Source organism: Agrobacterium sp. SOY23, from assembly GCF_027212525.1.
GTDB classification, from domain to species: Bacteria; Pseudomonadota; Alphaproteobacteria; order Rhizobiales; family Rhizobiaceae; genus Agrobacterium; species Agrobacterium tumefaciens_I.
Map to the genome: position 1 here is coordinate 1 of NZ_JAPWDT010000018.1, position 22,492 is coordinate 22,492.

General features: G+C 56.1%; 19 protein-coding genes and 3 pseudogenes. 6 read left to right on the top strand and 16 right to left on the bottom strand.

The features are described from left to right. Window positions 1-77: 77 nt before the first annotated feature. Both O3S81_RS26160 and O3S81_RS26165 read left to right on the top strand, forming a co-directional pair. A pseudogene (locus O3S81_RS26160) lies at window positions 78-1,112 on the top strand (IS110 family transposase). 251 nt (window positions 1,113-1,363) lie between these two features. After that, window positions 1,364-1,630 (top strand): annotated as a pseudogene (locus tag O3S81_RS26165) (IS3 family transposase); the annotation flags it as partial. A 609-nt stretch (window positions 1,631-2,239) separates the two neighbouring features. Here O3S81_RS26165 and O3S81_RS26170 read toward each other — a convergent pair. From O3S81_RS26170 to O3S81_RS26205, 8 genes are all read right to left on the bottom strand, one after another. Beyond that, the gene (locus tag O3S81_RS26170) at window positions 2,240-3,403 is read right to left on the bottom strand and encodes a hypothetical protein (RefSeq protein WP_269347785.1); all 1,164 of its coding nucleotides are present in this window, start codon (window positions 3,401-3,403) and stop codon (window positions 2,240-2,242) included. A gap of 942 nt (window positions 3,404-4,345) precedes the next feature. After that, window positions 4,346-5,371: a DUF4432 family protein gene (locus tag O3S81_RS26175; protein ID WP_269347786.1), complete on the bottom strand. Its 1,026-nt coding sequence runs from the start codon at window positions 5,369-5,371 to the stop codon at window positions 4,346-4,348. A gap of 48 nt (window positions 5,372-5,419) precedes the next feature. Continuing rightward, window positions 5,420-6,226, bottom strand: coding sequence for an inositol monophosphatase family protein (locus tag O3S81_RS26180; protein WP_269347788.1), 807 nt, complete (start codon window positions 6,224-6,226; stop codon window positions 5,420-5,422). A gap of 94 nt (window positions 6,227-6,320) precedes the next feature. Beyond that, window positions 6,321-7,148 (bottom strand): glycerophosphodiester phosphodiesterase, encoded by an 828-nt coding sequence (locus O3S81_RS26185; protein ID WP_269347790.1) that lies wholly within the window; start codon window positions 7,146-7,148, stop codon window positions 6,321-6,323. A gap of 75 nt (window positions 7,149-7,223) precedes the next feature. Then, a complete protein-coding gene (locus O3S81_RS26190) occupies window positions 7,224-8,045 on the bottom strand; it encodes a carbohydrate ABC transporter permease (RefSeq protein WP_269347791.1) in 822 nt (273 codons plus the stop codon). After that, entirely contained in the window at window positions 8,045-9,013 is a 969-nt protein-coding gene (locus tag O3S81_RS26195; protein ID WP_269347793.1) for a carbohydrate ABC transporter permease, read from the bottom strand. The genes O3S81_RS26190 and O3S81_RS26195 overlap by 1 nt, the downstream gene beginning before the upstream one ends. Beyond that, complete coding sequence (locus O3S81_RS26200; protein WP_269347795.1) at window positions 9,010-10,275, bottom strand: ABC transporter substrate-binding protein; 1,266 nt, start codon at window positions 10,273-10,275, stop codon at window positions 9,010-9,012. Before O3S81_RS26200 ends, O3S81_RS26195 begins: the two co-directional genes overlap by 4 nt. 52 nt (window positions 10,276-10,327) lie before the next feature. Next, window positions 10,328-11,101 (bottom strand): DeoR/GlpR family DNA-binding transcription regulator, encoded by a 774-nt coding sequence (locus O3S81_RS26205; protein WP_269347797.1) that lies wholly within the window; start codon window positions 11,099-11,101, stop codon window positions 10,328-10,330. Window positions 11,102-11,428: 327 nt separating this feature from the next. On the opposite strand from O3S81_RS26205, the gene O3S81_RS26210 reads away from it, so the two are divergent. The 3 genes and pseudogenes from O3S81_RS26210 to O3S81_RS26680 all read left to right on the top strand — a co-directional run bounded on the left by O3S81_RS26210 (window position 11,429) and on the right by O3S81_RS26680 (window position 13,957). Then, the gene (locus O3S81_RS26210; protein ID WP_269347799.1) at window positions 11,429-12,541 is read left to right on the top strand and encodes an ABC transporter ATP-binding protein; all 1,113 of its coding nucleotides are present in this window, start codon (window positions 11,429-11,431) and stop codon (window positions 12,539-12,541) included. Window positions 12,542-12,796: 255 nt separating this feature from the next. Beyond that, window positions 12,797-13,105: a hypothetical protein gene (locus O3S81_RS26215; protein ID WP_269347801.1), complete on the top strand. Its 309-nt coding sequence runs from the start codon at window positions 12,797-12,799 to the stop codon at window positions 13,103-13,105. 33 nt (window positions 13,106-13,138) lie between these two features. After that, a pseudogene (locus O3S81_RS26680) lies at window positions 13,139-13,957 on the top strand (inositol monophosphatase family protein). A 115-nt stretch (window positions 13,958-14,072) separates the two neighbouring features. Here the strand turns inward: O3S81_RS26680 and O3S81_RS26230 are convergent. The 3 genes from O3S81_RS26230 to O3S81_RS26240 form a co-directional block, all read right to left on the bottom strand. Continuing rightward, complete coding sequence (locus O3S81_RS26230) at window positions 14,073-14,360, bottom strand: hypothetical protein (RefSeq protein WP_269347805.1); 288 nt, start codon at window positions 14,358-14,360, stop codon at window positions 14,073-14,075. 299 nt (window positions 14,361-14,659) lie between these two features. Then, window positions 14,660-15,892, bottom strand: coding sequence for a type II toxin-antitoxin system HipA family toxin (locus O3S81_RS26235; protein WP_269347807.1), 1,233 nt, complete (start codon window positions 15,890-15,892; stop codon window positions 14,660-14,662). Beyond that, window positions 15,889-16,161: a helix-turn-helix domain-containing protein gene (locus tag O3S81_RS26240; RefSeq protein ID WP_269347809.1), complete on the bottom strand. Its 273-nt coding sequence runs from the start codon at window positions 16,159-16,161 to the stop codon at window positions 15,889-15,891. Before O3S81_RS26240 ends, O3S81_RS26235 begins: the two co-directional genes overlap by 4 nt. Before the next feature lie 319 nt (window positions 16,162-16,480). Between O3S81_RS26240 and O3S81_RS26245 the strand changes: the two genes are divergently transcribed. Further along, window positions 16,481-17,656: a hypothetical protein gene (locus tag O3S81_RS26245; RefSeq protein ID WP_269347811.1), complete on the top strand. Its 1,176-nt coding sequence runs from the start codon at window positions 16,481-16,483 to the stop codon at window positions 17,654-17,656. A 501-nt stretch (window positions 17,657-18,157) separates the two neighbouring features. Here O3S81_RS26245 and O3S81_RS26250 read toward each other — a convergent pair. The 5 genes from O3S81_RS26250 to O3S81_RS26270 form a co-directional block, all read right to left on the bottom strand. After that, complete coding sequence (locus tag O3S81_RS26250; protein WP_269347812.1) at window positions 18,158-18,484, bottom strand: hypothetical protein; 327 nt, start codon at window positions 18,482-18,484, stop codon at window positions 18,158-18,160. Window positions 18,485-18,536: 52 nt separating this feature from the next. Next, window positions 18,537-18,830, bottom strand: coding sequence for an addiction module antidote protein (locus O3S81_RS26255; RefSeq protein ID WP_269347814.1), 294 nt, complete (start codon window positions 18,828-18,830; stop codon window positions 18,537-18,539). 761 nt (window positions 18,831-19,591) lie between these two features. Continuing rightward, on the bottom strand, window positions 19,592-19,861 hold the full coding sequence (locus O3S81_RS26260; RefSeq protein WP_269347816.1) for a hypothetical protein: 270 nt from the start codon (window positions 19,859-19,861) through the stop codon (window positions 19,592-19,594). A 368-nt stretch (window positions 19,862-20,229) separates the two neighbouring features. Beyond that, a protein-coding gene (locus O3S81_RS26265; RefSeq protein ID WP_269347817.1) for an IS3 family transposase occupies window positions 20,230-21,332 on the bottom strand; the annotation gives its coding sequence in 2 pieces (ribosomal slippage) (window positions 20,230-21,071 and window positions 21,071-21,332; 1,104 coding nt in all). Between the two features lie 298 nt (window positions 21,333-21,630). After that, the coding region (locus O3S81_RS26270; protein ID WP_269347818.1) for a BID domain-containing protein at window positions 21,631-22,492 on the bottom strand (862 nt) is incomplete at its 5' end.

Consider the following 22,492-nt stretch of genomic DNA (forward strand, 5'->3'; position numbering starts at 1 on the left):
TGTTGATTATGGGATGGCCCGCCCTTCCGAGGACATCGAGCATGATGACCCGTCATTGAAGGAAGAGGAGCCGATCCATGACCATTTCGGTCTTAGGTATCGACATAGGCAAGAATAGCTGCAGCGTTGTAGGAGTGGATGAGAAAGGGGCTGTGACTGTCCGACGGACAATGCGACGGCAGACACTCATCGATTTTGTAAACAAGCTTCCGAATTGCACCATCGCGATGGAAGCATGCTGCGGTGCTCACCACTTGGGCCGACTTTTTGTATCGCAGGGGCATCAGGTTCGACTGATGTCTCCGGAGTATGTTCGACCTTATGTTAAGGCACAGAAGAATGACGATCGGGATGCGGAAGGCATAGCGGAAGCTGCGTCGCGTCCAACAATGCGGTTCGTCGATCTCAAAAGCGAAGAGCAGCTTGATATCCAATCACTGCATAGAGTTCGATCGCGCCTCGTGGCAGAAAGAACGACGCTGATCAATCAGATGCGTGCTGTCCTACTGGAACGCGGTCTCATCGTAGCTGCTGGCCGTCGCAAGTTTGAGAGTGCCGTCGACACATTATTGGATGGACAGGCCAGCGGCATATCAGAGCGCATTCATCTCCTGATTGCCGAACTTCGAGCCGAGTGGAAGATGCTCGACACATAGATTGCGGCTCTCAATGCCGAATTCTTGTCGTTGGCTCGAGATAATCTCGCAGCGCGCAGGCTAACAACTATCCTAGGCATTGGGGTGCTGAATGCCACAGCGCTGATCGCAGCGATAGGAAATGCCAGCGGGTTCGAACGCGCCCGAGATCTCGGCGCGTGGCTGGGGCTAGTGCCGCGACAATTTACGACCGGAGGCAAGCCGCGGCTGCTAGGCATCACAAAGCGCGGCAATGTCTACCTACGAACTCTACTTGTGCATGGCGCGCGAGCGGCGATGCCAACACTCAGTCAGAGCGACACCCCCCTCGGGCAATGGCTTCGAGGCCTACTTTCCCGGGGTATACACCGGAATGTCGTGATCGTAGCACTTGCGAATAAGCTCGCCCGCATTGCCTGGGCGGTATTACGGAAAGAGCGCCCGTTCGAGCGAGGGTACGGCACGATCACGGCATAACAAGACCGGCTGTGTCTCCCCACAGCCCATGATGTTTGCGAGAAGGAATATAGATGGCCTGACAGTTGACCGGCGTGCGGAAAGCCCAGCAGTGGCAATGGCTCAATGAAGCCGCGTTAATTATTGAGGCTCTGGACGTGCGGATATCCATCTTGGCCACGGCAAACCCGTGAGACCGAATACGTTGAAGCAGATTGTACAGGAATCTAAAAATCCTACTTGCGAACAGGGCGGGCCATACGTTGCCACTGAGAGACGAGCCGAAGAACAGGGTGCTGATCCCCTCGGATCAGGCTCGCAGTTCACCAGCATGGACTGGGCCTCGTTCCTCAGGGCACCACAATCTGGTTAACTCGATGAGCCGACGCGGCTATTGCCATGACAAGGCGGTGGCCGAGAGCTTCTTCAATCTTCTGAAGCTCGCCAGGACGTGTTCGACTACATCGAAATGTTCTACAACCCGAAACGCAAACACGTCAGGAACGGGATGCTCGCCCGTCGAGTTCGAGAAGCAGCAAAAATCTAACCCGAGGGGTCTACGAAACTCGGGGTTATTCATCCCCAGTCACGGTACTGCAATATACTGGTTCACTGCAGGATATATAGATGTGTAGTCTTTCCTAACCCTAACCCTAACCCTAACCCTTCGATTAGATCGATTGCGTGGCATAGGTATGGGAGACAATAGAAGGTGCACTGGAAACACCTGGAACATGCTATCATCCGGTCACGTCGAAAGGTTGCAGAACCATCCATGTCTGCCTTCGGAACACGGTCTATCAAGATGCAAGGGTATTCACCGAAGCAGGTGGTTTGAGCCGAAGTATGTGTATTTCGCGGCTATTTATTTGGTTTATGGGATCAAACAAAAACAGCCCCGATAAGCGAGGAACAAAAATCATGAAAGCATCAGGTGTCAAGCGAGCAGAAGGGGAAGTCGCATGCGCAGCGCACTGACCTCTCGGACAAAAACGAATTGAAGAGAACCGTTTCCCAACCAAGCATGCGTGTTGAAGCACATGCCACCGTGTCGTTGAGGACATCTCACCCGTGTTCCATTTGCGACTGCTTCTGCAATCCTACTCCAACCCCCGCAAGGGTCGGCACCACTAGGCTCCGCGCAGACATCAATTATCCGCGGACAAGACCAGGTCGAATTGGGGGTGGCGATATCCGTTGCTGTCATCGGCCTTGATGCCGCAGCACTCTAGGGCCGCCTTCTCGGGGGCGTCGGTGATCATCAGGTCAGGGCGAAGAACTCTCTCGCAGACGCCGGGAGTGGCGTACAGTTCCTTGATCTTCCTGAGAACCGCCGACTTGGGCCAAGGCACCGGCTTGCAGGTCATGAGATCGAAGGTATGGAACTCCAACTGGCCATCCTCGTGAGGGATGGAGTAGTCGTAGGCACGAGTGCCGGATCCGATCTTCAGGTAGGGGAGTGCGGCGTTGTCCCGAGACCAGTTTACAAGCTTCACCATCGCCTCTTCCGCGAAAACATTCTGGCGCTCGACCTTGGTCAAGTAGTCAAAGTCGGGGAAATCCGCCGAGGTCAGGCCGGAATTCATCGCCAGAAGTCCGAAGAGGGGAAGCTGCTCCTTGATATAGCTGTTCATAACAGCCTTGCCGGCATCCAAAAGCTGCTCGCAGGTATCTGCAAGCATGCCGAGGCGCGAGGCGACGGTGATCAACTCGCTCGGGTAGAAGTTGAGAAGGCGGTGGGTGCGGGTCTTCCAATGGGGGTGGTGAGGGAAACTCTCGACCTGACGCGCATGATCGTCGCCAAGCACAATGCTGAACGTGTAGAACATCATGACGACATGATCGCAGATTTCGTCCTCCATAAGACTAAGCTTGGCCGTGAACGGGGCACACTGCTCGTTGCGGAGGTCGGGATAGAAAGTGGCGGTGGGATCGAGCGACAATCCGTATCGGATCAGTCCGAACATCTCTTCGACGGTGTCGGTAGCCACCTTGACGTGGGGAGCGAAGCCAGCCGCTTGGAACTTGGAGATCGTCATCTTCACTCCGATGATCTGCTCGGACAAAAGGTCGCCGACCGGCGTATTGATGCCCGCTTCGCGCCACGCAGAGAAGTCATGAAGGATGGCCACGACTTGGTCCTTGGTGAGCACGCCATCCAGTTCGTTGTGCCTTCGCCCTTGCTTGAGGTTCGCAATAAGGGAGCTGCGACTGTTCGCAGGCTTGCCCACGGCGGGAAACATCTGCGCGCGATGGTGGCCGAGCTGACGGTGTTCCCAATGCTCATTGCGATGCTTGACCATGTCGGGCATGCAATGAAGATTCCAGAACTCCTCCTCCGACATGCCGTCGGGCAGGCGAGGCTTGGGCTGGTCTGCCTTGGGGTAATCGTAGATAGGGTCCTAAGATGCTGTCAGCACGAGTTTCGTAACACACTGGAGGGCTACTCACTGCCATTGCCGATGTTCGCTGCGGTCGGATTGGGATGCTGTGAGTATGCTGATATTTGTTGGGGAGATGATGGTGTCGAAATCAGGAGAGGTCGCCTGGCTTTATAGAAAGAAGTGCATCCGGGCAGCGGAGGGTTGTTCCTCCGTGCTTACGCGTGATTGCGCGGATTTGAGCAAGTTTTCGTCAAGCTGACGTGGCCTTCAGCCCGAGGGGGCAGTGTATGCGTCACGCATGTAAGACAATTCCCTTATTTTTATCATGCCGGAGGGGATTATTACTCCGTGCTGACCTGAGTGGCGCTTTGGCATACATTAGCGTCACTTGGCATTCCGGCGGAGAGATTGTTGCCCCGAGCTGACCCGAGTGGTGTCTTGGCATGCATTAGCGTCTTGGCATTGGCAGGATGTATATATGTGTATTGTTTGTAAATTTGTCCGATAAATTGTGCGAATGTTTGTAAATAAATTCGTACAGGCGCGACGTATATTTGTCTTTTTATTCATTTGTTCGTGCCGGGTTTGGCCAGAAAAATGGCTGCTGCTGCGCAAGCAAACCGTCGAATAGCGGAAGGGTATGTTCGCCCGCGATGAGGGAGAGACCGGCATGTTTGCTGCCCGGCAAACCCGGTCAGCCGCTGTGGATCGGTCGAGCAAAACTGCGGGTGCAGGGCTCAAGGCCTCCGGCTCGATGACGTGTTCAAACTGCGGAAGGTGAGCGGTGATGGACGGTCGTCGGCGCATTCTTGCCGATGGCAGGTATGTATATGGATAGGCATCGAACTTGCGGGCCTCAACAATGTGAAATCAGGACATCAGGGTGAGTCTTAGCCAATAAGACGCCCGTTCTCCCGGCAGGAGCTCGGTCTCCTTGGACGCGCGTCTCATGGGTTCAAATGCGAGCGCGTAAACTCCCGATTGAAACGCGCGCCATACACCGAAATCCGGTAGACTGTTCCTGTCGAAAGCAAGCTGCGTTCTTAGGCCGCCCCCGATCGCTTCATTGCAGAGTTCGACAACAACCTCAGACGTATCGACTGCAAACGGAATTTCCTTGAAATAGTCTATGAAATCATCCCGGGGCGCCTTATTTTCGGAGTTGAACATCTCCATCTGCGAGGGTTCCAGACTTCCCGCGATCTTGATCGTCTCGTCCAGAAACGGGTAGCCGAAATTGACGTGATACAGGATGGCGTGCGGGGTAGGGCGAAAGCCTTTATTCCCGACAATATCGTCAATCCGAACGGTTCCGCCGAAAACCTCGACTTCCACCCGGCGCCGCAATACGAGGTTTTCGCCAAAGACCGAGCTTTGCCTGACGAGGCCTTCTGCCCAAATGACAGGAGTATCTTTCTCCCATTCGATGCCATAGCCTGAGATCGTCGCACGCTGGCTGGAGATTCTGCCATGCAGCGGATTAAACACTTCCTTTCGATGCTTATGCATGAAATGCGTTGCGTTGCTCCGGCCCGCGGCACCGAAGTGATCCAATCCGCAGGTGACGATGAAGCCATCCAAATTCCTGTAGAAGCCGACGCCATCCTCGGCATCGACGGAATTGGGCGGCCAGGGCAGGTTGTTCGCACTGTTCCAGCCGATATTAACCCCGCGCCAGGTCGCGCTGCAAATGTCAAAGCCCCGATCAATGGCGATTTCCAAGCCGAGGCCGGTGGAATTGCGAAGGATGAACAATCGCTGCCCCCGGCCTGGGCCATCCTCGACCTGCACTAGGCGTATATCGGCAGCGCCGCGAAGATCGACCGTTCTCTTACGAAGTTCAGCAAGCGGTCGCTTGCCGACGGCACAGCCGTCTCCATATCCATTTGATGCCACGAGATCCTCTCAAGGTTGGGGCAAGCGCCATCTAGAACGCAGGATGCTCTAGGCGGCCTCGAGGAGTGGACGCAACCTCGTCAGATATGCGTCGCTTCCGCAGGCAAAACGAAGTTTGTCCTGCAGGTTGACCTTTTTCCAGTCGATCGTGTGGGACACGCCGAGACTTGCAAGTATGGCGAGGCCCGCCATGACGTCCCATGTGGAATCGTAAAGCGCGACATAACCGTCAGTTTCCCCTGTAGCGATTTCAATAAGGGACAAAGTTGAAGATCCGCAGCAGCGGAAATTGATGTGGAGCTCGTCGAATATAAAGCGCAGGACGTTCAGCCGGTCTTCCGTCGCCAGCGACGGATGGAGGCCGACACCCGTTGAAGCGCGGCTGGCGTCGAACTCGGGAAGCTTGGGCACCGGGTTACCATTGATGCGCGCTTCGCTCGTCACTCCACCCGTAACCATCAGATCCCGAGCAGGAGCGTACACCGCGCCGAAAATGGGCTGGTGATTTTCATAGAGCCCGATTGATACAGCCCAGTTGTGGCTTCCGCGCACGAAATTGAACGTGCCGTCGATCGGGTCAAGGACCCAGATCCGCCCTGATCGTCCGGCGATCTCGCCACCCTCTTCGCCAAAAAATCCATCTTGTGGAAACGCTTCCCGCAAACTTGCAATCAGGTACTCTTCAACCTCACGGTCGGCACTCGTCACCAGATCCAGATGCCCCTTCCTTTCAACCGGCAAGGTTGCCAGCGATCGAAAGTGCCGCAGAGCGATCTCTCCGGCACGGCGGGCTATTGCCTCGACGACGGTCGCCATGGACGTGGGGGAAGACGAATGGTTTGCATTGTTAGCCATAGGCTTATTTCCTCATATTTACTGAAACATCGGCATCGTCGCGACGATGCTGATGACGTCTGCGCAAGACCCTTCGGCGGGGTGGCTCCAGCCGCTAGTTCGAGAATGGTAACCGGGCCGGTGACAAGTCGCAGGACTTCGTGAACTCGACGATCCAGGCGACGTCGTCACAAATGAGCATGTCTATCAGGCCCGCCTGCATATAGGATCGCAGCAGGTCGAGATAGTCGAAGCCGTATGAGGTTCTCAGGGCAAAGTGTTGCGGCGGAGGGACGTAGTGGCTGACACAGACCCCTGCGGCGTGAAGGCTTTCGGCCAGGTCGGGCATGAATTGCGGATAATCCGTGTTCAGGACGTCCATGGCTGCCGAGCGCGCCGTCAAAGCAGGATCAACCAGCCGATGGTAGTTGATGCCCATCGTGCGGATGCCCGATGCAAGACGCTTGATGTCGCGCAGGACGACGTAGTCGAAAGAACTGATCAGCACGCGCTCGATCATGTTTGCCTGGCTGAGGAGCCGGATAACCTCTTCGAGATAGGATGCGCCCTCGAACTTGTCCTTGATCTCGACGATAAGGCCAAGGCCAAGGTCCCGGCTGTAGGCCAGCATGTCTTCGAACAGCTCGATTGGCTGGCCGCCAACCGCCATGCCATTTCGGTTTTTCGTTTTCAGTTCGGTGATCCCGGCATAGTCCGTTTGAGAGATCAAGCCTCGTCCGGTCGACGCGTTGTCGAGGATATCGTCGTGAAAAACAACAAGACGACCGTCGCGCGTCATGCGAAGATCAATCTCACAAAACGAGGCCCCGAGTTCCTTTGCTCGCAGCAGGGCAGGGCGGGTATTTTCATGTCCCTCGATCGAATGGCCGCGATGGCCGCCGACGAGTATGCGCCCGGAGCGCGAGGGCAAAAGGTCGAACATTGATTCCTCGTTCATTAAATGCGGGTTCCCCGGCACGTGCGGAACCGGGAAACTCAGGAAGACTGTCGAAGCGGGCTATTTCAGCCCGCTTCGGGCAAAGCTGGCGATGAACCTCTTCTGGAGGATCAGGAAGATGATAACCATCGGCAGGGCGGCCAGCACGCCCGCGGCCATCAGCACGTTCCAGTCGGTCGTGTATTCGCCGCGCAGCAGGGCGAGGCCGGGTCCCAATGTCATCTTGTCGATGGATCTGTTGACGACGATCGGCCACAGCAGCTCCTTCCATTCGGCGAGCGTCGTCAGGATCGCCAGCGAGATGATGCCGCTGCGCGCGATCGGCACGACGATCGTCGCCAGGATGCGCAGATGGGAGGCGCCATCGATCCTCGCCGCCTCGATCAGCTCCTTCGGGACGCCGCGGAAGAACTGGTAGAGCAGGAAGACGCCGAAGACGTCGAACAGCGACGGCAGGGCGAGCGCCACCAGCGTATCGGTCAGCCGCATCGAAGTGATGATCGAATAGCTTGGGATGATGAAGATATCACCGGGGACCATGATCAGCGCCAGAATGACCAAGAGAATGAACTTCGCGCCGGGAACCTTGATGATGGCCAGCGCATAGGCTGCCATCGAGCAGATGATGATTGTGCAGATCACCCGCCCGATCGAGACGGCGACGGTATTGTACAGTAGGATCGCGAAAGGAAGCCGGTTGAAGACTTCCCGCGTGCCGTCGAGGGTGGCCGGAGACGGTATGATGTTCGGCGGGACCTGTAGCGTCTGCGCCGTCGTCATCAGCGCCGTCGACACCATCCAGGCGAATGGCGCGAGGATCAGCAGCCCAACGAAGCTGACGACAACATAGGTCCACCATTGGACGCGATATTGAATCAACACTAGCCGTCCTCCCCATAGTGTACGAATCGGCGTTGAAGCCGAAGCAGAACGATCGAGACGCCGAGGATCAGGATGAGCAGGAACAGGGAAACGGCTGCCGCGTAGCCCCGCTGGCCGGCGTCGACGAATGCCAGGTAATAATAGTAGTAGACCAGCGTGAGGCCGTAGTTCGTCGAGACCGAATGGTCGACAGGCGGCAGCAGGATGTAGACCGTGTCGAACAACTTCAGAATGCCGATAGTCGACGTCAGGATCACGAAGAAGAGCGACGGCGTCAGAAGCGGCAGCGTGATCGAGAAGAACCGGTGGACGGGGCCTGCGCCGTCAAGCATGGCCGCCTGGTAGACGTCGGAGGGAATGTCCTGCATCCCGGCATAGAGGATAATCGCGGGAACGCTGAACGACAGGTAGACCACGATCAACGAAACGACGGCCGTCACGCCGGCTTCGCTCCCGAACCAACTGACTGGAGAAGAACCCATTGCTTGGATCGCGGCGTTAACAAGACCGTATTGCGTCTGGAACAGCCATCCGAAGACGAGGATGATCGCTGTCGGCAGGCAGACCGCCGGCAGGAAGACGATCGCCCGGAATACCGACTCGCCGCGGAACCGGTATTGCATGAGCAACGCGCAGAGAAGCGAGACGATCACGACGCCCGGCACCGCGATCAGGGCAAATTTTACGGTATTGTAGAGTGCGACCACGAGCTGGCTGTCGGAAAGCAGCCGCCGGTAGTTGTCGAGGCCGATGAAGCGCGGCGGGCCGAACGCGCCGGCCTTCGTGAAGGAAAGCCAGACGTTGTAGCCGAACGCATAGAACCGAAAGACGATCAACCCGGCGAGCAGTGGGATCAGAAAAAGATACCCCGCCCGCGCCTGTCGCCACTTCAGCCCCCCGGGCCACAGTGTTCTGTGGCCCGGTTGCGGTTCGGCGCCGTTGAGTGGAAATGGAGCGGCACTGGTCACCGCAGTGCCTCGTCCAGCGCCTCGTCGATCTTCCTTGCGGTGTCGGAAGCCGAAACGGTTCCCGCATAGAAAGGACCCATCACCGCACTGTTGATCTTGCTGTTGGCCGTGATGATCTTGGGATACCGGGTGGTGGTGCGAAGGTAGCTCTTGTCGATCGTGACTGACAGCGCTTGCTCCAGACCGCCAAGTTTCTCGTTCGCCTTCACAAATGCCGAGAGCGTGGCCTTCGCGATGTTGGCCGGGAGGCCCGCCCCGCCCTCGGCATGAAGCCCGGCGCCTTCATCCGACGTCAGGAACTTGATAAGCTTCCACGCCTCATCCTTATGCTTCGAATTTGCGTTCATCACGTAGGCGAGCCCGTTGGTGTCCGTGGTCCACGATCCGTTGACGGACGGCATCCGGACGGCCTGAAAGGTGTCAGCCGGAAGATCGGCCTTCGAAAGAAGGCTGAGGTTCCACGAGGGGATTTCGCCCATGGCAAGCTTGCCGGAGATCAGCGACGAAACCGGATTGAAGTCCGAGGAGTCGGTCACCTTCAAGATAAGCCCCTCGTCCTGGAGGGACTTGACCATTTCCATCGCCTTGGTGCCGGCGGCGGCCGACATGGCGCTCTTGTTGTTGTCGATCACCTTGCCGCCAAGTGCGTGAACGAGGCTCGCAACACCGTTGTTGAAGGAATAGTTGTAGTAGAGCGGAACGTCGGACGGGGCCTGTTTCGCCTTCAGTTCCTTCGCGATGCGGACCATGTCCTCCCAGGTCCAGTCGGGCTTGGGTGTTTCCACGCCAAGCTTCTTGAAGATGCTGGCATTATAGATGAATGTCCAGGCGTCCATGTCCTTCGGCACGCCATACTGCTCGCCGCCGATGTTGTAGAGGCCGACGATCTGTTTGTTGTACCCGTTGAGCGACAGGTTATCCTTCTTGATGTAGCCGGTCAGCGATTCCAAGGCGCCGCCGTCGACGTAGTAGGACGCCCTTGAGCTTTGCCACATGACGTCCGGCCCCTCGCCGGCGCCGAGTGATGCGTCGAGCTTGGTGTAATACTGATCCGGCGGAACCTGGATGAGCGAGACCTTGATGGCGGGGTTTGCCGCCTGGAAAGCATCCACCGCCTTCTGAACACCGGTCTTCTGGGCCGGGTCCCAGATCATCAGGCTGAGGTGCACGTCGCCGGCGCTCCAGGCGCTGTCGACACCCGACAGCGATGCAAGCATCATCGCGGCCGTACCGAACATGATATGTCTTCTGCTGGCAAACATGGGTTTCTCCCTACTTCCGTGAGTTGTTGTTGGGGGCGCGCGGCATCGCGTCTCAATTTGCGATGGCGAATTTCCTTCTGAGCTTTTCCGGCGCGGTTTCGATGATGGCCTTGGCGTCCGCGTCGGTGACGATCACGCCGACATCCTCGATCTTCGCGGTGACGGAAAAACTGGATTTCGTGAACTTGGTATGGTCCGCGACCACAATCGTGCGGTTCGAAACCTCGATCATCGCCTTCTGGATGCTTGCGTTGACCGGCGACCCCGTGAAGATCAGGCCCCGGCCGAGATCGATCGAGGCGGCGTTGAGGATGAGCTTGTCGACGTTGAACTGCCGGATGAAATGCTCCGCCAGCGGCCCCCGGAAGGACCGGTTGATCTCGGCGAATTCTCCCCCGACGGAATAGACGCTGGATGCATCGTGCCGGATCAGTTCGGCTACGATGTCCGCGCCGTTGGTGATGAAGGTCAGCCCTTTGCGGCCCACAAGTAGCTTGGCAACTTCCAACGCGGTCGTGCCAGCATCGAGAAGGACGACGTCTTCATCGTTGATCATCGCCGCCGCGGTTTCCGCGATCGCCCTTTTTTCTGCTCTTTGAGAAACGGCTCGTGTTGCGTTGGCCGGATCGTGCGCCACCTGCGATATGCTGACCGCGCCGCCATGGGTGCGCCGCAGGAGACCCGCCTCCTCAAGCTCGACCAGATCGCGCCTGGCGGTTGCGACCGAAATATCAAATCGCTTTGTCAACGTCTTGATATCGAGGAATAGCTCCTCGCGAAGAAGATCGACAATCTTCTCCTGGCGGTCTTCGGCTGTATTGAGCACGGCGTCTCCAATTTGCTAATGACTTATATCGCTCATACCGAGCGAATACATTCGTTGTCAAGTCATCGAAACATGAAGGTTTTGTGACGTTTATTGCTATATTGAACAAAAGAAAGCGCCGTGCTACAGGCAAGTTCGAGGTGCTTAAACATCCAAGTCGAGGCGTGAGCGATTTCGTTCATTTAGGGCATATCGCTGCTCCTTGGCGGTTTATCCCGTGCGGTAACGGCGGGTATGACCATGGGAGGGGGGAAATGCCGGTTTGCGGGTGAAACCGCTTTCCCGACCGAAGATCGCAGGAACAGTACGCCATGGAGGAGCGGCACGATGGTAGGATTGGCAATCGACAACGTAAGAAAGACCTACGGCGCGTTGAACGTGCTTCACGGAGTATCGGTCAACATTGAGGACGGAGAATTCGTCATCCTCGTCGGCCCATCCGGTTGCGGCAAGTCGACGTTGCTGCGGATGATTGCCGGCCTTGAGGATATTTCGGCGGGAGAAGTTCGCATTGGTGATCGCGTCGTCAACGACGTGGAGCCGAAGGAGCGCGACATCGCGATGGTTTTCCAAAACTACGCGCTCTACCCGCACATGACCGTCGCCAACAACATGGCCTATTCGCTCAAATTGCGAAAAATTCCTTCAGCGGAGATTTCCACCCGGGTCAGGAACGCGGCAAGCATTCTCGGCCTTGAAAAATATCTCGACCGGCTCCCCCGGCAATTGTCCGGTGGGCAGCGCCAGCGGGTGGCGATGGGCCGGGCAATCGTCCGCAATCCGCAAGTCTTCCTCTTCGACGAACCCCTGTCAAACCTCGATGCGAAGCTGCGCGTCGCCATGCGCGCCGAGATCAAGGAACTGCACCAACGGCTGAAAACCACGATCGTATATGTCACGCATGACCAGGTCGAGGCCATGACGATGGCCGACAAGATCGTCGTCATGCATGACGGCGTCGTTGAGCAGATCGGTGCTCCGCTGGAGCTTTACGATCGTCCGCGCAATCTGTTCGTAGCGAGTTTCATAGGCTCCCCGCCGATGAACTTCGTGCGCGGCAGGGTTCGGGACGGCGCATTCGTGAGCGAGGGCAGTTTGCGGTTGCCACTACCGCAAGCAATCGCCAGGGCCTTCGAAGGCCACACCGCAACCTATGGCGTCCGGCCGGAGCATTTCCGCCTCACGACCTCCGGCTCGGCCGACGGCGTCCCGGTGGAAGTTGTCGTGGTCGAGCCAATGGGATCGGAAACGCAGGTGGTCGTTCGCGACCCCGGTGCAAAGTCCGATCCTGCCGCGGAAGGAAATCGGGATCTGGTCTGCGTCTTCCGCGAGCGGATCTCCGCCAGGCCCGGCGAGACGATCCATGTGGTGCCCGAGGCTGACAAAATCCATTTGTTCGATGCGGATAGCGGCCTGCGGCTCGTATTCGACACCCAGTAGAGCACGTCAACATCCGGGACGGGATTTTGCCCGCTGCGAGGCAATTTTCGCCCCGGAAGCCCGGAGGATTCTCCGGGGCCTCACATGTATTGAACATCGTCATAACGGCTGTCGCGGCCGTTATCTGCGGGTCGGATTTTTCTGACCCGCGGTTCCTCCCGGAGGTGGGGCCATTGGTCGCCGAACGGCGGACCGCATGTTGCGGCGACCGATGGCTCTGCTGGGATTAGGGCGGAGAGAAACAACGGGCCTGCCATGGCCATCCGGCGCGAGGATATCGGCCCCGTACTTCAACCATGTCCACCATGGTGGCGCATCTCTGTTCGACACCGGCGGAGCCGTGATCGATGCTCGTGGAATATCGGGCGCGAGGGTTTGATTTTATCTCCGTTGGTAATACCTGGCTTTACCGACAGCGCAGCGCTCAAGGATCCTGACGCGGTCTGGGGACGACTGCTTCGCGCCAGCTTTTCAACGATTCAGACCGACGAAATGGCTGCACTTCGTTCCTATCTCGAAACAAACAAGTTTGCCGCCGCCGGGAAGGCCAAGACTGCTGTCTAGCCTATCGACGCTATAGAAAAGAGAGGCACACCGATGCAGTTCAATCTTCGTGAACTCGCCGACAAGGTCCGTCAGGCCGCCTGGAAGGAAATCCTTCCGCGCTTTCAGAAAGTGCAGGATCTGGACGTCCGCGCGAAGGCCGACGCGACTGATCTGGTTACGACGGCCGACGAGGCGGCAGAGCGATTTCTGAAACAAGCAGTCGAAAGCATAATGCCGGGGGTGCTGTTCGTGGGCGAGGAAAGTGCGTCTGGGGATACCGGTCTTCTTGACCGTCTTGATCATGCCGAAACGGCGATCGTTGTCGATCCGCTGGACGGGACGGCAAATTTTGTGGCGGGCGTGCCGCTGTTTGCGGTTGTCGCGGCTGTGGTCCGCCAGGGCAAGGCCGTCGCCGGCGTGATCTATGACCCAATGAATGACGACTGGGTCATGGCCGAACAGGGCCAGTGGAGCATTTTTGATCCGAGCTGACGGGACGCAGCAACGTCTGTCCGTCTCAGAGCCTGCCTCACTGCCTGAAATGGTGGGTTATGTCTCAACCGATTTCCTCCCGACGGCGGTTAAATCCGATATTCTTGCGAGACTGGCAAAGCCGAAAATGTTCTCCAGCCATCGATGCGCCGCCCATATGTACCGTGCCTTCGCGCGCGGCATGGTCACTTCGTGATGCTGGACCGCTGACACCCTGGGATCACCTTGCGGGAACTTTGATCGCAACGGAAGCCGGAGCCCGTATCACATGTCTGGATGGTTCATCCTACAGTACGTCCAAACGTTCCGGAGCGCTCTTGACGGCGACGGACCCTGACAGCTGGCGAGGTTCTCGCAAGCGAGGTCTTTTGCGCATGATGGCTGGGGTTCCACGGCGATGCCTCCTTCTCTCCGCGTGAAGGAACGGCCATGGCATGGGCTTTACGAAGACGGCCAAAAGAAGGGAATTGACGGTCCCCAGCTCCGCACGAATTCAAATAGTCATGGCAATATCTTGTGACAGGACGCACATGGCTGCGACGAAAACGGAGATAGCCGCAAAAGCGCAGATGTCCTGAAGAAAAAAAAGGAAGTAGGGGGACATAGCAGGCCGCCGCACCTGCTGTGCGCCCGGAATCTCCGTTGTCTCGGGCTGCACGGATGCTACAATTGGGGTTGTTGCTTCCGCTAAGACCCCGAACCGCAACGGCCGATGCAGAGGAATTTGTTGACCTGCGATTTCCCCATATTGCCTTTTTTTCAATTGGGTTGCTTTATCCATAAGAATGTCCCGACAGTCGCGTGGTTGAGTATCCTTTCTCTCATGAATTGGTTTTGCTGTGTGATGGATTTGGCTACGGCTGAAACAATGTCGACTGATAATTGTGCTTTTATTTCTCGACGGTCTACCGATATCACCAGGCGATACCTACGATAAACTGTCCTTTTTATCTCAATACGTCTCGCGCCGTCGCTCCATGAACGTTTCTGCAGTGCAAAAATTAACGCTCGTCTTCGATCACCCGATGTTGTCGATGAAGGAACTAAGCGTAAGTTGCTCTGTTCGGAAATAATTTCCGCTCAAAGCTGTTGCCGAATACGCTTGCACCGCTTCTGGATTTGATGATCGCCCTGTTCGAGCATGCGTGTCGGATCGCCTGAGCGTTGCGAAATAAATGCGGCGGTCTCACTGCATTTGCATGCAACAAGCTCGGTCAATTCCGCCACCCGCCGCAATGTTGCAGCAGGACTCAGGCCGATGTTGTCCGCGAGCATCTTCCAATCATTGCCCCGCAAATCAGATGCGGTGAACCGCCCGCCAATATTTTGCGGCAGACTCTGGTCGACCTGCCGGTATACCGCTGTGCACATCAAATCATAAAGAGGTGCCATCCTCGCTGATCCACCTGCGCCGATCAGCACGGAATAGTTCTTGGCGTGGGAATCCGAATTGCAGATCAATACGTTGAAAATTACGGCGTCCAAAAGTTTCAGACGTTCGCCGGGCGAGACCATATTACTTATGGCGTCAAACATCATTTTCAGCGTCGCACCGTGACCTGTCGAAGATCGCTCGTATTTATGGGACGGAAAATGACCCGTTAACTGACAAAGATCTTCCTGATGAAGCCTGCGGATTTCGCCCTGCGGATCCGTGAAACGATCATAGCGTTTCACCAGCAGATAACGCCGTTTGCCAGCCTGGCCGATCGTGGCTTCGGCTGCTGCCAATCCACAGACCCGTGCAAGTGCGAGGCAGAAGGCTTCGTTCTCGACACTTCCGGCGAGACGTTTTGTATCTGGCTTGATAATATGTGTTGATGGGGTTCCCTCGACTGGGATTGAGATATTGCCATCTTCCCCAACGAAAACAGGTAGCTTTTCCTGGACGCCTGCCAGCGACATTGAAACGCCATGCTCGCCGACAAGGAAAGGCTTGGCGGGAAGTTCGTCAAGAATGCGCTCCAGAGCGGCTTGGTCAGGAACCGGCTGAAGGTTAATGCCGGCCTTACGTGGCTCACCGATGGACAGGGCGCCTGCGGTATCGCGGCCTATATTTTCGAGGAGCCCAACGATATCCTGTGGCGATATTTTCAGCCGCTGACCGATTTCTGCAAGATGGGTTTCCGGAAGGAGGTTGACCAGCCACGGCAGCAGCCTGTCTGCGCCGACCGTCCCTGATCGCAAGGGCATGGTGAGTGAGACCGGGAAGGCTGCCCGACGCGCTTCCCAGGATGGGTCGTATTTGAGCCGCCACTCGCCTTCGAAGCGCAGTTGCGCGACCGGTAGGGTCTCATAGAAGATGGCGGTCATCGGCCATCACCGAAGTTTGGCAGGAAGTCCAGATCGTCATCGGCTGCGGCCGGCGACGGTTGGGCGGTCCTCAAATCGCCGATCTCCAGGCCGACGGTGCGCGCAACGGTGAGCGCCTTCTCAAGCTGGCAGCTCGGCTTGCCCGATTCAAGCTCGACGATGAAACGCTCGCCTGTGCCGGAGCGTGTCGCCAGTTCGATCTGGGTCCAGCCGAGGTTTTTACGTTTTTCTTTGATAGCAGTGCCGAAATCATGCGCGGACCTGAACATATCCCTCACCCTCCAAATTGACTTACCGTACAGGAAGACTTGTGGGGTTACAATATTTGTCTTACCGATCGGTAAGTCTAAACGGCCGATCTGAAAATCAGCTCAGTCGGGAAGTTTTTACGGCTCGTTATGTAGGCGAAGTTTGAACCAGAACGGTACTTGAACGACGACGGTTTCAGCGCCGGTGTCGAAATTGCAATTGTAACGCGATTTATCTGATCAGCTGTAGGAAAAAATGCTAATGCGGCGATATGGAATTACGAATTCTCGCTCCATGTATCTGCATTTGCTTTAAGTTGTAAGGAAACTGGTGATAGAGATGACTTCTGGCGTGCCGGTAGGAATTGAGGAGGAAAAGAGCAAGACGGAGCCCCAAGCCGGAGGATTTATGGATGATAGCGCCGCCCAGCAAGCCGATACATTCAAGCGTTGGCAAACCGCTTACAGGCTTGCTGAAACATATGCCCTGCTCAATCAAAGCAAGCCCTCCTTCGAAGCGCAGTTCAAGTTGGACCAGGCACGTGAATTGTTTTTATCGCTGTCGGAAGATTATGTCACTCTTGGCATGACAAGAGATCGCTTTCCTGGTGTTCCCGTCGTACCGCATTCACTGCAGCAGCGGCTAGACGAATTCGGCCAAACGTTGGATGGACATATAAAGGCAGATCCCAGCGATCGGCCCAAGCAACGGCGCAAGGTGCTCGATACACTACTTGATGGCATCGAGTTACCGGAAGATTTATACGAGAAATGCCAGAGTTTAGGGCTTTCTACGAATGCCGCGTTCGAGGTCATTGATCAGTTTAAGTTCGTCAGAGAGGGTGTCGCAGCGCAGCTATCTCCTGATCGAAACCATTTGAAAGCACTGCTAAGCGATTTATGGGACCAGCTTGCGGAAGGCGCCAGTGCTGAAACGCAGCATGCGCAGGAGCGCGCGGATAAAAGAGCGAAATTGCTACACCTTAATGAGGATCTGTATGGCGATGAAGAATCTGTAGAAATTTCAAGCCGAGCCTCCTCCGACGAAATTGTATATCGCGAGCAAGCAGGTGGGTCGAGTTGGCACACGGTGGGTAGCAGTTCCGGCAATTCAAACGCTTTTTTCAAAGCATCCCCTGCGAGATCAGTCTCGCGGCTCGGATCCCTCCGATCTGTCCCGGGTGATGCAGGTCCGGTTGGCGGCCAGGTGCCCGAGAGTGCGCCGAAACAACAAGCAGCTTTTTCTAAGCGCTGGCGCAACACACTCAACCGCCTCGATGACGATTTTAATGCCCACGAGGAAAGTTCTTCGACCGAAGACATCAAGGCCTGGCTTAATATGGCTGCGGATGCAGAAATTGAAGCTGATCCGCTAGGCGCGGGGCCGTCACACTTTAAACGTGCCGCATCGGAAGTTCTGGATAGCCAGTCAAAGGGCGACCATGACAAGCTGTCTTTCAAGCGACGAAAAATGGAAGAGCGCGATGATCGCTCGTCGACAGCCAGCCGAGAATGAAGATAATCGGCTGCATCTGCCATATGCCGTCCATCCGTTGGTAGGAACGAAATTGGCCGGAACGGCTAGCGGCTCATGCCCGAAGCCATTGATCGCGCACCTTTAAGAGGTGCAGAGTAGCCTGGACAGCACGAAGGTATGAAGAAGAAAGACCCTGTTTACTCCACCTGTTTTATTCGAGAGATTGAAAAAGATGGCAAGGCGTTGTGGGTACTAATTGACGCGAATGGAGTGGCTATTTGCGTAGCAAAGGACCGATCCGAGCTGTTTTTTCTCTCGAACACGGCATCACCATTCAGATGCGCAACTGAACCCGCCTCATTGGGGGAACAAGATTTCTTCCCCATATACTGGCCTTTCGCGAGGAGGAGATCGGCCGTTCCAAAATGCTGTTTGAGGGCTTGCATGATGACGGCGATGTCTCGGCGTCCAATTTGGCTTTGACGCAATCTCTATGATGTCAGAATGCTTCGATGGTGCGTGGCACCGGTGGGACGCTAATCAGTAGTGGTTTTCCATCGCCCGGATGCGAACCAGAATGTTATGCAAAAAGGGTACTGCCTCCCAATCCTCTTCTCCGTATTCGTCCGGATGTTGTTTTCTCCACTCGATCTCTTCGATGGCGAGAGCCGCAGGCATGATATCAAGCACATGGAAGAAACCTCCCAAAAGCCCAGCGGTTAATGCAAGAGTGTTGATGAGCGTGGCGGCGGTTGCACTCCAGAGAGGTAGCACTGAAATGCCGATCGTGATCATCACGACAGCGCCGGGAATAATGAGACCTGCCCGGACGGCGGGGCTTTTCGCATGGATAAGAAAATCTGACATTTTTACCTCAAACTGCGGTCAAAGAATTCGGCTGCAATCAGAAACAAATCAGTTATTGAGCAACATGCATCTTGGTCGATACCTCCACACCAAGCGCCCGCATCACAAGCAACGTCGTTTCGAGGGTCAGGTTTCTGCGCTCGCTGAACGGGCGATAAAAATGTTCGCGAGATAGCCCGGTTTTAAGCGAAATTTCAGTCATGCCCTTGGCGCGTGCGACGACGGCGAGCGCCTTGGCAACGTAGGTCGCATCGCCAGTTTCAAACCTAGCGGTCATGAAAGCGGCAATTTCCTCATCGTTGACTAGTACGGCGGCGGGGTCGCAAGTGGTCAGCTTTTCAGCCATCCTGCCGCTCCGTTCCCTGGTGAATTTTTTGGCGGCTGCAATATCACGGGCTTGTCATCCTTTGTCTCCAATGCATGAAGCATGATTAGAACATTTTCCCATCGCGGGAAGCTGGTAGCTGGTAATAGATAATATAGCCGAGGCCTTAATGAGTGCGCAAATTGGCGATTGGTGGATCCCAAAAAGAGCTTTTCCTCCACATGTTTTACTGCGGCCTCTGCATAAATGAGGTCCTTCATCCGGGCATGCCGAGGTTCTCCAAAGGCAGTCTTCTCGTTTCCGGCAGCGATTATTTTATGCGCTGGCTCGTTAGGTAACGTTTCTAAGTGGGAACTCTCTATCGGCACAGGCTTACGGCGTCCCAATATGCGGGATACGCGTTGACCACCCCCACTAATGAGCCGCTTCCAGAGCGAGTCATCAGGCATTTCTGTAGTCCCTAGAACTTATTAAACTACTATGCCAAGCGGTCTATGCGATTCAAGCCGGACAACAGACCAGCGAGATCGGGGGAGTTGAACACTACCGAGTTGGGTACTTTGGCAGCAGAATCGGTAATGACGTTTTTGTGGCTCGGATTGCATCCGATGGCAACGAACGTTGTGCGGACAACAGGATTAATGTCTTATCGGTAGGCCCAAGCCCCATTGCTTTAGCGCAACCGACCAACATCACAGTTGCAACCACAAAATCAGTGGGAGCAGAGATACGTTCGAGCACTTACGAAGTGAGCAATATCACAGGGCTATTGATAATGTGCTCTAACGTACAACTGATGGGCCAATTTCCCGATTGATGAACGCCTCCAATTGGCTGAGCAGGGCTTCAACTAGGTGCAGCTCATCAATCTCATTCAACGAGCCGTCCGTGTGGACATTCATCAACTCATTGCGAACACTGCTGAATAGGGCGTCGATTTCTTCCCGAGCAGGTTGTGTTTCCAGCCATGCCTCATAAAACCGGCGAGAGAGAGTGTCAAGCACGATGTTGCTGCTGAACAGCGAGAGCGGTGTAGGAAACTTGATCGTCATTCAATACTCACTGAGAGTTAAGGGTGGGATGAAATTTGCGCGCCCTCCGAGACTTTCAGATTTCTTTATCCGGCGTCTCTTATACATCTGGAGAAACCAATTACTTGTCTGCGTCTCACCAGCCCCGCTTACAGATATTATCTAACCGCCATCTCGCTGCCCATAAAGTCTGAAAAGGTTGCATCTGTAGGCAAATGGGAAGTCAAAATTCTCGGTACAAATATTCTGTGCTATGGAATGCTTCTCGTTTTACCGGACAAGTTGGCTGATCCGCTCCCAAACGTTGGACCACCGGAGACTAGAGTTTTCCGGCTTCTGAACCGCCCCCAAACATTGGACCAGCGGAGGCTGGAGTTTTCCGGCTTCAGTCAGGGAGGCGGGCTGGTTACGCTTCCCGGATTCATCAGTGCGATCGGGACCTTGTTTCCAATCGCGCCATGTGGCCGAACCTCATTGTAGTCTCTACGCCAATCCTCCATCTTTTCGCGGGCATCCGCAAGGGTCAGGAACCAATGTTGGTTCAGGCATTCTGCCCGGAAGCGGCCGTTGAACGCCTCGATGAATGCATTATCGGTCGGTTTGCCAGGGCGTGAGAAGTCAAGTGTGACGCCTTTCGCATAGGCCCAGAGATCGAGATCGCGTGATACGAACTCGGTGCCCTGATCGACGCGGATCGTCTTGGGATAGCCGACCTGGCGGCATACCCGCTCGAGCGTTTGCACAACATCTTCCCCGCGATAGCTGTGCCTTGGATCAAGCACCGGGACGTAGCGTGAGAAGGTGTCCACCACGGTCAGAACGCGTAGCTTCTTGCCGGTGGCGAGCTGGTCGTGAACAAAGTCCATCGCCCAGACATCATTCGGCCCGACGGCTATTTGCCGATCCTCCCGCAGCTTCGCTTTCACCCGGCGTTTCGGTGTCTTGTTACGCAATTGCAGGCCCAAGTCCCTGTAAATGCGGTAGGTCCGCTTGATATTGGCACCCCAACCCTCGCGCTCCAGCAGCACATGCACACGACGATAACCATAGCGGACACGGGTCTCGCAGATCTCACGGATACGACGCTCAAGACCGGCCTGATCGGCACGGCGGGAGGTGTAGTGGTGGGTCGACCGATCGAAGTCCAGCGCCCCACAGGCACGCCGGATCGAGATCGCCCAGTCCTGGCACATGCCTTTCACCATCTCCCGCTTGCCAGCAGGCCTTAGAGCTTTCGGCGAATGACGTCCTGCAACATCTCGCGGTCCAACGTCAGATCCGCGACGATCTTCTTCAGCCGTGCATTCTCGTCCTCGAGCTGCTTCAGCTTCTTCATCTCCGGCGGCAACATGCCCGCGTATTTTTTCTTCCAGTTGAAATAAGTCGCCTGGCTGATCCCTGCCTTCCGGCAGATCTCCGCAACCGTAACGCCTTCATCACCCTGCTTCAGAATGAACGCTTTCTGTGCGTCCGAAAACTGCGATGCCTTCATCGTCTTCCGTTCCTTTCCCAGCCAGGAAAAATGCACCGGAAAACTCTAGCCAAAAATGGTCCAGTTTGAAGGGTTCAGATCATGCCACAGGACGCGCATTCGGAGAAGTCTCAACCTCTACAGTTTTGTCGTCAGGTGTCGAAACAACCTCCGCTCGACGCCCCTGCCGCCCTGTATGCTTTCGTTCGTGGGAACCACGTCGCTTACATCGGCAAAACTGCTCGCTCAATCAGTAAGCGATACGTTGGGTAGTGTGCCGGCCCGGCCCCTGCTTTTACACGTGCGGGCGTGACGGTTCTCACATCCGCAACCCAAGCCCCTTGGTCAAGCCGAGCGAGAGCTTCTGCTTTTCGACGAGCTCGGCGTGGTGCGCCCGCTCGACCAGTCCGGCCACCTGGCTGATGCGTTCGACGGAGACACGGGCGTCTGCCGTGACCCTGAGCCTGTCCAGATCCTCGTTGCGCAGGTTTGCGGTGCCAAACCGTTTCGTCAAAGCTTCCCTTATTGCGTTGACCTCCCGCAATGCCTGCCGGCCTTCCGTGGTGTTTTCCATCTGGAGGACGAACGCCGGCCTTTGCTCATGGGAGAGCGCACCGAGGCGTGTGAGGATTTCCTCGCTGCGCCGCGTGAGGGCGGGGACCTCAACGACATCACGCTTTTCCCGTTGCCATGTTTCCGAGCGGTGCTCGTTTTCCAGATGCCGTAGCCAGCTTCTGGCGGCGTTCCCGACAAGCGTTGCGACCGATCCGGCGTAGTGCAGCGCCTGTTTTCTGTCCCTGTTGTCACCGAGGATGCCCGACTTGCCGCGGAGCGCCCCGAACTGGTCTGGCCGCTCCCGGATGGCTCTTGCCAGAATGGCAGGATCGGTACCGGGATCGAGGATATGGGGCTTGATGGCGTCGCATGCACCGAAGGCATCGTGATAGACACGAGTAGCGACATTGCGCACCACCTCCATGTTCCGCTCCAGTTCCGGTCGCGCTTTCTCACGGGCGATCTCGTCGACAGATTTGTCGTAGCGGGTGATGGCGGGAACGAGTGGTGCGGGGACCTCCTGCGTTTGATGCTGAAGATGCAGATCAAGGTTTGCGACGCGGTCGGCGTATGCGTCCTGTCGTTGCCCCTGTCCTTCCACCATCCGCTGCAAGGAGGTTTGTCTC

Bases quoted from the DNA above. Each gene is read 5' to 3' on its own strand.
- O3S81_RS26185 (WP_269347790.1), bottom strand. From the start codon at position 7,148: ATGTTCGACCTTTTGCCCTCGCGCTCCGGGCGCATACTCGTCGGCGGC.
- O3S81_RS26180 (WP_269347788.1), bottom strand. From the start codon at position 6,226: ATGGCTAACAATGCAAACCATTCGTCTTCCCCCACGTCCATGGCGACC.
- O3S81_RS26230 (WP_269347805.1), bottom strand. From the start codon at position 14,360: ATGGATAAAGCAACCCAATTGAAAAAAAGGCAATATGGGGAAATCGCA.
- O3S81_RS26250 (WP_269347812.1), bottom strand. From the start codon at position 18,484: ATGTCAGATTTTCTTATCCATGCGAAAAGCCCCGCCGTCCGGGCAGGT.
- O3S81_RS26215 (WP_269347801.1), top strand. From the start codon at position 12,797: ATGGCCATCCGGCGCGAGGATATCGGCCCCGTACTTCAACCATGTCCA.
- O3S81_RS26245 (WP_269347811.1), top strand. From the start codon at position 16,481: ATGACTTCTGGCGTGCCGGTAGGAATTGAGGAGGAAAAGAGCAAGACG.
- O3S81_RS26240 (WP_269347809.1), bottom strand. From the start codon at position 16,161: ATGTTCAGGTCCGCGCATGATTTCGGCACTGCTATCAAAGAAAAACGT.
- O3S81_RS26170 (WP_269347785.1), bottom strand. From the start codon at position 3,403: ATGCCCGACATGGTCAAGCATCGCAATGAGCATTGGGAACACCGTCAG.
- O3S81_RS26235 (WP_269347807.1), bottom strand. From the start codon at position 15,892: ATGACCGCCATCTTCTATGAGACCCTACCGGTCGCGCAACTGCGCTTC.
- O3S81_RS26255 (WP_269347814.1), bottom strand. From the start codon at position 18,830: ATGGCTGAAAAGCTGACCACTTGCGACCCCGCCGCCGTACTAGTCAAC.
- O3S81_RS26260 (WP_269347816.1), bottom strand. From the start codon at position 19,861: ATGACGATCAAGTTTCCTACACCGCTCTCGCTGTTCAGCAGCAACATC.
- O3S81_RS26210 (WP_269347799.1), top strand. From the start codon at position 11,429: ATGGTAGGATTGGCAATCGACAACGTAAGAAAGACCTACGGCGCGTTG.
- O3S81_RS26200 (WP_269347795.1), bottom strand. From the start codon at position 10,275: ATGTTTGCCAGCAGAAGACATATCATGTTCGGTACGGCCGCGATGATG.